The sequence below is a fragment of the Syntrophaceae bacterium genome (assembly GCA_013177825.1).
GTDB lineage: Bacteria > Desulfobacterota > Syntrophia > Syntrophales > PHBD01 > PHBD01.
On the sequence record JABLXX010000001.1, the window covers coordinates 702613 to 716272 of the forward strand.

The window sequence follows — 13660 nt, forward strand, 5'->3', positions numbered from 1 at the left end:
CTTGCAGTCCAACGTTCCACAGTGAAAGAAAAGGAGGGAACCTATGTCTTTCCAGCGGATCTGGCACAAGAGCTATCCACCGGGTCTTCCGGCGGAGATCGACTTCGACCGCATCACCATGCCCGAGGCCCTTACACGGTCGGCCTCGCGGTTTCCCGATAACCCCGCCCTGGTTTATTTCGGCACTGTCATCACGTACCGGGAACTGGACAAGCTGGTCAACCGCTTCGCCAGGGCTCTCCTCGCCCTGGGGGTCAAAAAGGGCGACAAGGTGTCCATGATCCTGCCCAACATCCCCCAGATCGTCATCGCCGAATACGCGGCGTTCCGCATCGGGGCGGTCAACGTCATGAACAATCCCCTGTACACGGAGCACGAGCTGGCCCATCAGCTCAACGACTCCGAGTCCACCGTCCTGGTCACCCTGGACCTGTTCCACCCGGTGGCACGGAAGCTCCAGGAAAGCACCGGAGCGAAAAAGGCCATCCTTTGCGGCCTGGCGGATTACCTGCCGGAGCCGCTGAAGCCCCTCTTCCCGCCGGCCGACGTCCCGCCAGCGGAGGGGGTATACAAATTCATGGACCTGATCGGTCCCCAGCCGGACGATCCCGTCCCGAACGATGCCTCCCTGGAGGAACTGGGGGCCCTCATCTACACGGGCGGGACGACGGGCCTCAGCAAGGGCGTCATGCTGAGCCATGCCAACATCTCCTTCAACGCCCAGCAGTTCCGGAGGTGGTACATCGGGCTCAAGGACGGCGAGGAGAGGCTGCTGGCCATCTTCCCCTTCTTCCACGCCGCCGGATGGACAGGGCTCCAGAATACGTCCATTTACGCCGGGTGGGCGGACATCCTCGTTCCCCGGCCGGAGCCGGACCGGATCCTGGACCTGCTGGAGAAGTTCAAGCCGACTCTCCTTCCGGGCGTGTCCACGATTTTTGTGGCGCTTCTCAACACCGAGCGGTTCCGGAAAATGGACCTGTCCTTCCTGAAGGCCTATCTCACCGGATCGGCCCCCATGGCGGTGGAGACCATCAAGATGCTCAAAGATCTCCGGGACGTGCCCCTGGTCAACGTGTACGGCCTCACGGAGATCACGCCCATGGGGACGGCGACGCCCTGGGGCGGCGACGAGAAGCCCGGCACCGTCGGAATCCCCTTTCCCAATACGGACCTCAGGATCATGGACCTCGAGACGGGGACGAAGGAAGTACCGCTGGGCGAGGCCGGCGAGATCTGTTTCAAGGGACCCCAGGTCATGATGGGATACTACAAGAATCCCGAGGAGACGGCGAAGGTCCTTGTGGACGGCTGGCTCCTGACGGGCGACATCGGGGTCATGGACGAGGATGGGTACGTCACCATCGTGGATCGGAAGAAGGACATGATCCTCGCCAGCGGATTCAACATCTATCCCAAGGAGATCGACGAGCTCCTGATGACCCACCCGAAAGTCCTCGAGGTGTGCACCATCGGGGTTCCCGACGCCTACCGGGGGGAGACGGTGAAGACCTTCGTGGTCGTCAAGCCGGGGCAGACCATGTCGGAGGAGGACGTGACGTCCTTCTGCCGGCAGACACTGGCGGCCTACAAGATTCCGAAAATGGTGGAATTCCTGGAGGCGCTGCCGAAGAGCGCCGTCGGCAAGATCCTGCGGCGGGAGCTCCGGGACCTGGAGATGAAGAAAATGGGAAAGGCCTGACGTTCCGGGCCTTTGAACGATTCCGCCGGCCCTTCGGGGGCCGGCCTTGCACAGATTGAAAGGAGAATACGATGATCCTGGCATCACAGGAAACGATTCGCCGGTGGACTGAGGCGGGGGCCTGGGGACACAAGACGCTGCTCGATTATTTCCGTTTTCACGTCCGCAAGGCGCCTGACAAGATCTGTCTGGTCGATCCATTGAACAAGGAAGCCCTCGTGGGGCTGAAACCGGAGAAGCTGACCTACGGGGAACTCGCCCGAGCGGCCGATGCCGTGGCCGAAGGGCTCCTGGCGAAGGGATACGGGAAGGACGACATTTTCATGGTCCAGCTTCCCAACGTCTGGGAACTGGCCATGCTGTACCTAGCAATCTCGCGCATGGGCGGACTCATTTCTCCCATGCCCATGCAGTGGCGGGCCTCGGAGCTGGAGTTCATCGCAGGGATCACGGAGGCCAAGGCCATCCTGACGGTCGAATCCTTCGGGAACTTCGGCCACGGGGAGATGGCGGAGAAGGTCAAGGCAAAGCAGGCCTCGATCCGGGAGATCATCTACCTGCCGGAGATCCGGGAAATGTCGAAGCAGCCTCTGACGGGGAAGCTCGACGGCATCGTCGTCGACCCCAACGACATCTTCACCCTCTCCTGGTCGTCGGGGACCGAGGCGGAGCCCAAGGGTTGCCCGCTGTCGCACAACAACTGGATCTTTCAGGGGAACCTGTGCTTCGAGATGGCGCCCATCTCCTGGGGGGACAACCTGATCACGGCGGGACCGCTGGTCAACATGGCCTCCATCGGGACGGTCTACATCCCCTGGCTCATCGGCGGCGGAAAGCTCGTTCTCCACCACCCCTTCGACGGTCCTTCGTTCGTCATGCAGCTCATGGCGGAGGAGATCCACTACACCCTGCTGGTGCCGGCGGTCGTGAACGCCCTCCTGAAGCACCCCATGGTGGACAAGTTCGACTTCAGCAAGATGAGGGCCATCACGATCGGCGCCGCTCCACCGTCCCTGTGGTCTGTTCAGGAGCTCCAGCGCCGCTGGGGAATCGACTTCGCCAACATCTGGGGACAGAACGAGGGGACGGCCAACGTGGCCAGCGGCTACGACATTCCCGACATGGCCATGCGCCTGGATCATTTCCTCTTCACCGGCCCGGGGAGCAAGTGGACCCGGACGGGCACCCAGATGTCGAAGCATGTTTCCATGAAGCTGATCAACGCCGGCATCCCCGGCGGCCCGAAGAAAGAAGGGGACGTAGGGGAACTGTGGTACCGGGGGCCCAATGTGATCCCCGGCTACTTCAAGCGGCCCGACCTGACGGCCAAGGCCTTCGACGCGGAGGGTTACTTCAACACGGGTGACCTCTTCCAGTTGAAGGACAACGAGTGCATCGGCTTCTTCGAGCGGTCCAAGGACATCATCATCCGGGGCGGCTTCAACGTCAGCGCCCAGGAGGTGGAGAACATGGTCCTCGGCCACCCGAAGGTCCTGGACGCCGCGGCCGTGGCCATGCCCGACGAGGCCCTCGGGGAGCGGACCTGCGTCTACGTCGTTCCGAAACCGGGCGAAACGGTGACCCTCGAGGAGATCGTGGCTTTCATGAAGGAGAAGGGGCTGGCGGTCTACAAGATCCCCGAGCGGCTGGAGATCATCGAAGCCATCCCGCGCAATCCCGTGGGAAAGATCCTCAAGAAGGTCCTGCGAGAGGACATCAAGAAGAAGTTGGGCACACCCTGACGTCCGCCGGGAGACCACGGCTGCGTTCGGGCGCGGTACAAAAATATGTGGGAGGGGGCTTCCCTCGCGCTCAGAAGCGTTTTTTCGACCCTGCAACGTCTCGCTCCGCTGCAAAGTCATAACTCGCACCTGGCGGTGCTCAGACAGATGACTTTGCGGGCGCTACGCTGCGACGGCAGGGTGCCCCGAAAAAGCCGCTATTCGCGCTCCGGGAAGCCCCCTCTCCCCGACGGACGTTCGCGGGGGCGCGACCGGGGGTTTCCAGAGGAGCAATTGGGACTTTTTTCCCATCCCTCCATCCTGACGGACCGTCGACGACGGATCGCGGGAAAAAACGTCCGCGACGGCGGAAGCCCCCGTGGCAGCCCCCGCGCCAAGGCGCATCCTGCACAGGAAAGGGTGATCCGGCCGGATGGGAAACAAAAGGGGAATAAGGTATGGGGCGGGCTTGAAAGCCGTTCCTTTCTTCAAAGAGCGAAAGATACAGCGCAATGAATTATCCGGGCTTTTCCCAAGGTTGAGAAAGGAGGAGAACGACATGATGGATTACCCGCTCCTGCTGACGACGTTCATGACTCGGACAGCGAAATTCTTTTCGAAGAAGGAAATCGTCTCCGTCTATCCCGAGGAGAACTTCCGCTACACCTATGCCGATTATTACCGGCGGACCTGCCAGCTGGCTCACGCCCTGAAGTCCCTGGGAGTGAAGAGGGGTGACCGGGTGGCCAGCATGGCCCTCAACAGCCATCGCCACCTGGAGCTGTATTTCGGTGTTCCCTGCATGGGGGCGGCCCTGCACACGGTGAACTTCCGCCTGCCGCCGCATCACCTGGCCTACATCCTGAATCACGCAGAGGACCAGGTGGTCTTCGTGGACGAGGATCTGGTCTTCTTCCTGGAGATGATCAAAGACCAGCTCAAGACGGTGAAGCATTTCGTGATCCTTTCGCAGACGGGCAAGATGCCGCAGACGTCGCTCAGCCCCGTCACCCTTTACGACGACCTCATTGCCCCCTTCCCGACGGAGTACGACTGGCCGCGGGACCTCTCCGAGTGGGATCCGGCGCTCATCTGCTACACCTCCGCCACAACGGGAGATCCGAAGGGGGTCGTGTACAGCCATCGCGGTATCGTGATGCACACGTACGCCGCCTGCTGCACCCTCGGCACCACGGAGAGCGACTGCTGCCTCCACGTCGTGCCCATGTTCCATGCCAACGCCTGGGGCGTTCCCTTCGCCTGCATGGCCCTGGGCTGCAAGCAGGTCCTCCCGGGACGGGAGTTGTTGAACATGGAGAAGATCTGCCGGATGATCGCCGACGAGAAGGTCACCTTCACCGCCGGTGTGCCGACGATCTGGATGATGCTGTACCAGTACCTGGAGGCGGGCGGCTGGTACGATTTTTCCTCCCTGAAGGGGATCTTTTCCGGCGGATCCGCCTGCCCCCGGTTCCTCATGGAGGGCCTGAACGAGAAGTACGGATTCCCCATCCACCAGGCCTACGGCATGACGGAGACGACGCCCCTGGTCCTGGCGGCGATCCCGAAAAGTGACATGCAGGGCCTGTCCCAGCAGGAGATGTACGACATCAAATCCAGCGCCGGACTCCTGGTGCCGGGGCTGGAGATGCGGATCGTCGACGAGCGGGGCCGGGACGTCCCCATGGACGGCAAGTCCTGGGGAGAGATCCTGCTCCGTGGCCCCTGGATCGCCAGGGAATACTACAAGGATCCCGAGCGGTCGGCGCCTGTCTTCGCCGGTGGCTGGCTTCACACGGGCGACGTGGGGACCATCGATTCCGAGGGGTACGTTCGCCTGGTGGACCGGACGAAGGACCTCGTGAAAAGCGGCGGCGAGTGGATCTCATCGGTGGACCTGGAGAACCTCATCATGGCCCATCCCAAGGTTCTCGAGGCGGCAATTATCGGGATTCCCGACGAAAAGTGGTCCGAGCGGCCCCTGGGCTGCATCGTCGTGAAGCCCGGGGAGACGCTTACCACATCGGAGATCAGGGACTTTCTCAAGGACCGGGTCAAGGCCGACTGGTGGATTCCCAAACAGTTTGCTTTTATTGATGCGATTCCCAAGACGAGCGTCGGCAAGTTCAGCAAGCGCGACCTCCGGCAGATGCATGCGGAGGGGAAGCTGACGCTGACGTCTTGATCGTCAAGGCTGTTGAAAAAGGGTGTCTGCTGCGTTGTCCTCATCCCACCCCGCTCGACGTACAGTCTAGTACGCCTCACGGTCCGGGATTTCGGGCGCCTTGCATTCAACCCTTTTTGAAAAGCCTCTGGCAATAAGTCGCAACACGATGCTCCTGCTTCTCCGGGGTTCCCCGGCAGCACCACCGCGGGAATCGGTCGGTCACCGGGCGCATGGGCTGTCACGGTGGAAGCGGTTTTCCCCTTGCCTGCCGCAGGCTTTTTCCCTATAATCGGCCCGCTTCCGCAGGAGGGACCCCGGCCTGGGAAAAGGCTGCGCCATCCGGTTGGTGGCGCGAGGGGTGCGGCGGCGAATTCAACCATTCACACGGAGGCATCATCATGAAGAAAGCGTTGGTTTTTTGTGCGGCGATCCTTTTCCTTCTTGGATCGACGGCCGTTGCGGCGGAGTTGAAGGTTGGCGCCAAGGCGTCGGATTTCAATTTCAAGGACTCGAAGGGGAAGGCCTACAGCCTGAACTCCCCGGAGCTGGCCGGTAAGGTCGTTTCATTCTTCTATGCCGACCCGGGCTCCAAGGACATGAACAATGAGGCCCAGGCCGCCCTCAAGGCAGCCCCCGGCATCGAGCGGAACACGAAATACAAGGGGCTCGGTGTGGTCAACCTGAAGGCCAGCATGCTGCCCGACTTTCTCCTGAAGAAGGCGATTGCCAGCAAGCAGAAGGAAGCGCCCGATGCGATCATCCTCATGGATCCCGATTACTCCATGCTGAACGCCTGGGGCCTCACGAACAAGGTGTCCAACGTGATCGTCCTCGACAAGCAGCGGATCTGCCGCTACATCTACAAGGGGAAGCTTCCGAAGGCCGAGATCGACAAGCTGATCAATGTGATCAGGGAATATCAGAACAAATAACGACCCGCGGGTCGATCGGAACGAATCCCCCTTCCTTCAGCCCCGGATATGACGGCGATGGAAGGGGGATTTCTTTTTTCCGTCCCTTTTGATACAGGAAACGGGCAGGTTCCGACAGGGAAGGTTTGAAGAGATATGGCGGCGATCATCGACGGCAAGGCCGTGGCAGGACAGGTGAGGGAAGAGCTGCGACAGAAGGCGGCGATTCTGAAACAGGCGAAGGGCATCGCACCGGGGCTGGCGGTCATCCTCGTCGGGGACGACCCGGCGTCCCAGGTGTACGTCCGGGGAAAGAGGAAGGCCTGCGACGAGGCGGGGTTTCTTTCCCGGGAATACCGGCTCCCGGCGGAGACGCCGGAGACGGAGGTGCTGCGCATCATCGGAGAGCTCAATGCGGACCCGGAAATCCACGGAATCCTCGTCCAGATGCCTGTCCCCCCGCAGATCCGTCCCGAGGCCGTCGTCGAGGCGATCGACCCCCGGAAGGACGTGGACGGGCTGCACCCCTTCAACGCGGGAAGGCTCTTCTCGGGCGACCCGTTTCACAAGGCCTGCACCCCCTCCGGGGTTATCGAGCTGATGGACCGGTACGGGATCCCCATCGAAGGGAAAGAGGCCGTCATCGTGGGCCGGAGCAACCTCGTCGGCAAGCCCCTGTCCCTGATGCTTCTGGCCCGGCACGCCACCGTCACGATCTGCCACACCCGGACCCGCGACCTCGGAGCGGTGTGCCGCCGGGCGGAGATCCTGGTGGCCGCGGCGGGCAAGGCCGGGATGATCCGGGGCGACATGGTCCGCGACGGCGCCGTCGTGATCGATGTGGGCATCAACCGCGTCGAAGGCAGGCTGCTGGGTGACGTAGCTTTCCAGGATGCGGAGCCCCGGGCCTCCTGGATCACCCCGGTGCCGGGCGGTGTCGGCCCCATGACGATCGCCATGCTCCTGGCGAACACGTACCGGGCGGCGGAGCGGGCGACGGAATAAGAAAACCGCGGTGGGACGGGTGCCATGAAATCACTCAAGGACATCTTCGGCCGGCGCAAGGACGCCTTCTACACCCGGGACTGGCTCCGGGAGCCCTACGCGGAGATCGGCGTCCATACCTACGGGAAACCGGAAGTGGTCCAGTTCCACGGTGCCGAGGCGCATCTGACGATCGGTAAATTCTGCTCCATCGCGGGGTCGGTCACGATTTTCCTCGGCGGAGACCACCGGACCGACTGGGTGACGACTTATCCCTTTCCCGTCCTGTCGGCCTTCTGGCCTTCCGTGCCGTCGATTCCCCACTCGGCCGTGACCAAGGGCGACGTGGTCATCGGAAACGACGTCTGGATCGGCTTCGGGGCCATGATCCTCTCAGGCGTGACTATTGGCGACGGGGCCGTGATCGGGGCCAGGGCCATGGTGGCCTCGGACGTCAAGCCCTACACGGTGGCCGTAGGCAATCCCGCGCGATCGGTGAGCCAGCGTTTCGACGATGAAACCGTCGCCCGCCTTCTCAGGATCCGCTGGTGGGACTGGCCCGACGAGGTCATCGCCGAGCGGATCCCCCTGCTGTGCGGCGGCGATATCGCGTCTTTCCTCGACCGCTTCGATCCCGACGGCCCATGAAGGGACGCCTTCGACCCCTCCTCCTTGACACCCTGCTGTTCCTCCTGTCGGTGGCAGCGGCCCTGGCCGTCGCCGAGTGTTCCCTCCCCCTGGTCAAAAACCGCAGCCTCGACGAAGCCGTTTACCAGGCCCGCCGGCCCGTAATCCAGGCCCAGTACGGGGCCTTCCATCCCGTCCTCGGATTCACCCTGCAGAATAACCTCCGGGGCGTCCGGCAGTTCTATCCGGGACAGCTCGACTACACGGTGGACACGAATTCACAGGGATTCCGGGGACCCGAGTGGGACCTGTCTCCGAGGCGGAAAAACGTGCTGATCCTGGGGGATTCCTTCGCCTTCGGCTGGGGTGTTGCCTGGGGGGAAACAATGGGGCAGGTCCTGGAGCGGGAGCTTCGGAAGTCCGATCCCGCCTGGCAGGTGATCAACCTGGCCATGCCCGGCTGGAGCATCCGGGAGGTTGTAGCGGCCCTTGAACTTTATCGGGACGTCCTGAAGCCCGTTGCCGTGATCTATGTCTTCTGTCCCAACGACATCGACGGGATGACGCCGCCGCTCCCCGACGGGACCTATGACCTGTCGTATCATCCGCCGCCGGGCGCCGGGAAAATCTTCGCCGATCTTGTCCGGCGGAACCAGCCTGAGTACCGGTCCCTGAAAAAATGGCTCTACCGGTCCTACCTGAAGGCGTTCCACGCCCGCTTCATCCGGCCGCTGTTGAGCAGACGGATCCGGACGTCCATGCGGGTGGACGCGCCCCCCGCCGGATTCGACTTCCCGCCTCCCCTGGAGACGGCGGACACGCCGGACGGCCCCGAGACCCGTTTCCTTCGCTACGGCCTGCAGCGCCTCCGGACGGCGGCAGGCGGGGCCGAGCTGATCCTGACGACCACGTCCGACAAGTCCATCGTCTACAAGGCGGACCGGCCGGAGAACCTCCGGTGGGTCCTGAAGGACTTCAGCCTGAAAACACCGGGGGCCCGCTTTGTCGATTTCGAGGAATTCGTCAGGCGTTCGCCGGACGGGCGGAAATTCTACCTGGACTTTGACGACCACTGGTCGTCGGCGGGACATGCAGCGGCGGCAGGAATGATTCTTCCGGCCCTCCGGTCGGAGAGCCGGTGAATCGGTACTGCTGAGGTTTCCTGGACGGACGGCCCGTCACTGCGGGCAGGACAGGACGATCTTCTTTCCGAAACCCGCTTCCGGAGACGCCGATGTCCGGTGAACGCGGGAACTGTCGCCGCAATGCCACTCGGCCGTGTAATCCTTTCCGCATCCCACAACCGGATCACCGATCACCTGGTAATTGATCGTGTATTCGCAGCGGGACTTGCCATCGCAGGCCCGGGCAAGGTGTTCCGTCTTGTTTCCGTGAGAAGCGCCGCAGTTCCTTCCGTATGTGCCTGCGACGACCTGGATCCGGTTACCCGACACCGACGGCGGCGTCGCAGCGGCGGCGTCTCCCTGGAAGTGGATGCTCCGGATCCCGTACGTGGGTCCCTTCAGGCTGACCGTCTGGGATGACCCGTCGTCGTAAACGATCACCAACTGGTCCGCCCCGAATGCCGGCCCGTATGACAGGATCAGGCCCAGCAGCAGGAAAAGCAGTGCAGATTTCTTCATGTCTGGTTCCTCCTCTAGAAAACAAAAAAATGGTTTCCGCCTGTGGCAGGGCGTCCCGGGCTTATCTCTCCCCGTTCCGCTTCGTTGCCAGGAAGGCGGCGACGGCCGCCTGAATCGATTCCTTCTCGCAGATGAAGGAGAAGTGGCCGCAGTCTCCGGCCAGCTCCAGCGTCTCCGCGCCCAGGAACCGGGCCCATTCCCGGGCCGGTCCGGGCTGGACCATCCGATCCTCTTTCGCCCAGATGACGAGGTTCCGCGCCTTCACGGTTCTCGCGGCCTCCTCCGGCGAGTTCCTGAAGCTGCGGTAGACGTCCTGGGACATGATCGCCTCGACCTGGGACGCCCAGTTCTCGGCATCGTACGTCGTGATGATCTTTTCGGACTCTGCGAGGAACTGGGGCATGGCTTCCGGACGGATGCGGGCGTTCAGGTTCGCCGGCGTCCAGGCGTTGAGGTTATGGACGGCCGTGATGGCCTTCATGGCCTTGAGTCCTCCCCCTTCGATGCCCCGGGTCGAGCGGATGATGTCGAGCTGGGCCTGCCAGAGAAGGAGGTCGTACGCGGTCTGCCTGGGCGTACCCACGACGGCCACGACCCAATCGGCGGACCCGGGATGGGAAACGGACCATTGAAAGGCGTTGAAGGCCCCCATCGAGATGCCCATGACACCTTTGAGGCGGGACAGTCCCAGGTGGTCCGTTACAAGACGGTGCTGGGCCGCCACGAGATCCCGGGCCGAGAAGCGGGGGAACGTTTCTCCAGGCTGGCTTTTGCTGTTGGACGGCGAGGAAGAAACCCCGTTGCCGAAGGCATCCACGGCCACAATGAAGTATTTCGAGCTGTCCGCCATTTTCCCCGGGCCGATGTATCCCAGCGACGCGAGGTCTTCCGACGTTCCGGACAGCCAGGTCGCAAACAGGACCGTGTTGGATTTCTCCAGGTTGAGGGTGCCGAAGGTGCGGTATCCCACCCGGCAGTCCCGGATCGTCTGTCCACTTTCCAGATTGCATTCGCCGAGATCGGCATACTGCAGCTCCCCGTCGGCCCGCACGGAACCGGGCAGGAGCAGCAGTGCCGAGATCAAAACCGCAAGAATGCGGATCGATTTCATGCTTTTTTGTCCTCCTCTTTTTCGATGACGCCCAGAATGCCGAAGACCGTCTCCAGTCGCCGCTCCCAGGTGTGCTCCCGGCGGGCCCGTTCGAACCCGCGGCGGCGAATCTCCTCCGCCTCGTCCGGATGGGTCAGGAGATGGCGGATCTTCGCTGCCAGGTCGTCCGGGTTTTGCCAGGTGACGATCTCCCGGCCGATGTCATAGGCCCGGGCCAGTTCCGGGTGGTCTTCCGTCAGGTAGAGCCCGCCGCTCATGGGGATCTCGAAATCCCGCCCCTTCAGGCAGAAAGCCTCCGTATGTCCCTCCACCCCGCCGAAGCCCAGGTTGATCCGGCTCTGCGAGTAGAGCTTCACCATGTCTTCCACGGGCAGCGGCCCTGCGGGCCAGCCGGGCCCGAAGGCCTCCACGGCGATGCCCCGGCGGCTCAGGTGATCGATCACGGCGGGCCGGTTCCCGTAGTACTGGCCGACAAAGGAGACGTCGAGGATTTTCTCCACGTCGAAGGGCCGGTGGACGGAGGGATTCGCCCCCTCGGGCAGGTAGATCGGCCGCCCCCCCTGGACGCAGTACTTGATCACGGCGTCTCCGGTGCTGGTCCAGGAGAGGTCGATCCAGCGGCAGATGTCGCGGTTGCCCGCGGCGCGGCCGTCCCGGGTGCGGCCGACGAAGCCCTCCTTGTCGTTGAGGGCCAGGTTGACCGTCGGGATATCGAGGCGATGGACTGCTTCCATCGTCTCCGGGAAGACATGTTCGCCCGAGAGGTAGAAGAATATTGCATCGGCCTCACCGGCTTTCCTCCTTTCCCGGATCCAGGCGAGGAGATCCCGGTTCATGGCCGCTTTCATCCCGCCGTGCCGGTCATCGCCCTCGGCGTTGAAACGGCCGGACCAGTCGTAGCGATGGACCGTTCCAAACATGGCAAGCGACGGGGTGAGGGCTTCGTCTTCCCAGTTGAAATTGCGGTAGACGGCGAGGATGTGAAGGGCGCCTCTGGCCTTCGGCTGCAGGCCGGGGAAGCGGGCCTTGAAGGTGCCGCGGAGGGCCGCCTCGTCGGGGATCGCGAGATTCCGGCGTCGAAAGCGATCCTCGTACTCCTCCTGTTCCCGGACGAGCCGCCGGTCGTTTCTCCACCGCCAGAATCGGTTTCGCAGTGTCCGGAAAAGGTCGGTCATGGATGGCCTCCGCAGGCCGGTTTCACATTCTTCAGTCGTCTCCCCGCTGATTCCGCCGGGGCACCGGGGCTGTCACGGGGGCGAGCTCCTGAACGGGAGAGGGACTTCCCTCGCGCTCAGGAGCGTTTTTTCGACCCTGCAGCGTCTCGCTCCACTGCAAAGTCATAACTCGCGCCTGGCGGCGCTCAGACAGATGACTTTGCGGGCGCTGCGCTGCGACGGCAGGGTACCCCGAAAAAGCCGCTATTCGCGCTCCGGGAAGCCCCCTCCCCGACCGACGTTCGCGGGGGCGCGACCGGGGGTTTCCAGAGGAGCAATTGGGACTTTTTTCCCATCCCTCCAGCCTGACGGACCGTCGACGACGGATCGCGGGAAAAAACGTCCGCGACGGCGGAAGCCCCCGTGGCAGCCCCCGCGCCATCACCCTCGAAACCGCGGGCAGTGCCCGAGCGGGCTGTTCAAAAATGCCCGGATGCAAGGCCCCCGAAATCCTGAACCATGAGTCGTAACCTTTTCGGTACGTCGGACGGCGAAGGATGAGGGAAAAGCGGCAGACGGGTGTTTTTCAAAAGCCCGACCGGAAACGTTTTCGCGATGGCGGCACGTCCCCGTGGCAGCCCCCGTATGCCCGTTTTGCGCGGTGAACCGTTTGAAAACACGAAAACGTTTCTGTTATTTCCACAGTGTGAACAACCTCGCCCCGTTCGACTTGTCCACCCGGTCGTTCATCATGTTGAGGACATGCCCCGCGTCGACGGCGGGAACGCCAAAGCGGCGGGCCGCGTCCACGCAGACCGGCAGGGCGCCGATGCCCGCCCCGACCAGGAGCAGGTCCATCCCGGCCGGGACACGGCCGAGGACCTCCTCTTTCATATCGTGCCAGCGGGTGGCGACATAGCTGTTCGGGATGTCGACCAGCTCGATCTGCGGGCGGCTCCCGTGGCCTTCGAACCAGCGGGCGCAGGCGGCGCCGTCGCTGTCGGAATTGAGGATGGCCAGCCTGCGGCCGTCCATCAGGCGGGCGAAGGCTGCCGAGGAGAAATAGGCGTAGACGGCATAGAAGGGGACGTAGTTCTCTCCCGTCAGCGGGATCCCCGTTTCCTCCAGGTAGCGCAGAAAGGTCGTAGCCGAGGGCCGGCGGCGCCAGCGCTTGAACAGCGCCTTCCAGCCTGCGGTGGGTTCTTCGATGTTGCCCGGGAAGACGAGGGGGGCGAGGAGGCCCGTCCGTGCCAGTTCCCGAAGAGCCTCCGCGTGCAAGGGGAGGGCATCGCGGATGGCGGATTGCGATTCCGCCTGCTGGTAGAGGCCGTTGCAGGCCAGGTCAAAATGATAGAATGCGTACTCGCCGTCGGCAAAGCGGACGACGGGCAAAGGCTTGCGGCGGGCAATGGCGCCGGCGACCCGGTCGCCGAGACGCTTCACGTAGTCGGTCCCCGAAGCTATGTCCCGGTGGAACAGGCAGGTTTCTTCCCGGATCATCTTCGGGTCGTTCACCCGGAAGACGGGATCGTTGTCGATGCCGGAAATGTCGAGCTTTCGGAAGGAAAAGGCTCCGCCGGAGGTGAGCCGCTCGATCGGATCGGGTGTCTTCACGGAATGTCCCTCAAGTCGATGGTCCT

Annotated in this window: 11 protein-coding genes; 7 read left to right on the forward strand and 4 right to left on the reverse strand. The window is 63.0% G+C overall.

Annotated elements, in window-relative coordinates:
* Positions 1–43 precede the first annotated feature (43 nt).
* From HPY65_03185 to HPY65_03215, 7 genes are all read left to right on the forward strand, one after another.
* Positions 44–1702 (forward strand): long-chain fatty acid--CoA ligase, encoded by a 1659-nt coding sequence (locus HPY65_03185; GenBank protein ID NPU83468.1) that lies wholly within the window; start codon positions 44–46, stop codon positions 1700–1702.
* A gap of 71 nt (positions 1703–1773) precedes the next feature.
* Complete coding sequence (locus HPY65_03190; protein NPU83469.1) at positions 1774–3444, forward strand: acyl--CoA ligase; 1671 nt, start codon at positions 1774–1776, stop codon at positions 3442–3444.
* A gap of 538 nt (positions 3445–3982) precedes the next feature.
* On the forward strand, positions 3983–5608 hold the full coding sequence (locus HPY65_03195; protein NPU83470.1) for a long-chain fatty acid--CoA ligase: 1626 nt from the start codon (positions 3983–3985) through the stop codon (positions 5606–5608).
* Positions 5609–5988: 380 nt separating this feature from the next.
* Complete coding sequence (locus HPY65_03200) at positions 5989–6522, forward strand: hypothetical protein (GenBank protein ID NPU83471.1); 534 nt, start codon at positions 5989–5991, stop codon at positions 6520–6522.
* Between the two features lie 135 nt (positions 6523–6657).
* Positions 6658–7506, forward strand: coding sequence for a bifunctional methylenetetrahydrofolate dehydrogenase/methenyltetrahydrofolate cyclohydrolase FolD (folD, locus tag HPY65_03205; protein ID NPU83472.1), 849 nt, complete (start codon positions 6658–6660; stop codon positions 7504–7506).
* Positions 7507–7530: 24 nt separating this feature from the next.
* Positions 7531–8133, forward strand: a complete 603-nt coding sequence (locus HPY65_03210; GenBank protein NPU83473.1) for a CatB-related O-acetyltransferase — start codon at positions 7531–7533, stop codon at positions 8131–8133.
* Positions 8130–9254 (forward strand): SGNH/GDSL hydrolase family protein, encoded by a 1125-nt coding sequence (locus tag HPY65_03215; GenBank protein ID NPU83474.1) that lies wholly within the window; start codon positions 8130–8132, stop codon positions 9252–9254. Before HPY65_03210 ends, HPY65_03215 begins: the two co-directional genes overlap by 4 nt.
* A 36-nt stretch (positions 9255–9290) precedes the next feature.
* On the opposite strand, the gene HPY65_03220 is transcribed toward HPY65_03215, so the two are convergent.
* The 4 genes from HPY65_03220 to HPY65_03235 form a co-directional block, all read right to left on the reverse strand.
* On the reverse strand, positions 9291–9755 hold the full coding sequence (locus tag HPY65_03220; GenBank protein ID NPU83475.1) for a hypothetical protein: 465 nt from the start codon (positions 9753–9755) through the stop codon (positions 9291–9293).
* 61 nt (positions 9756–9816) lie between these two features.
* Positions 9817–10866 (reverse strand): alpha/beta fold hydrolase, encoded by a 1050-nt coding sequence (locus HPY65_03225; GenBank protein ID NPU83476.1) that lies wholly within the window; start codon positions 10864–10866, stop codon positions 9817–9819.
* The gene (locus HPY65_03230) at positions 10863–12041 is read right to left on the reverse strand and encodes a glycosyltransferase (protein ID NPU83477.1); all 1179 of its coding nucleotides are present in this window, start codon (positions 12039–12041) and stop codon (positions 10863–10865) included. The genes HPY65_03225 and HPY65_03230 overlap by 4 nt, the downstream gene beginning before the upstream one ends.
* Before the next feature lie 672 nt (positions 12042–12713).
* A complete protein-coding gene (locus HPY65_03235) occupies positions 12714–13634 on the reverse strand; it encodes a hypothetical protein (GenBank protein NPU83478.1) in 921 nt (306 codons plus the stop codon).
* Positions 13635–13660 lie beyond the last annotated feature (26 nt).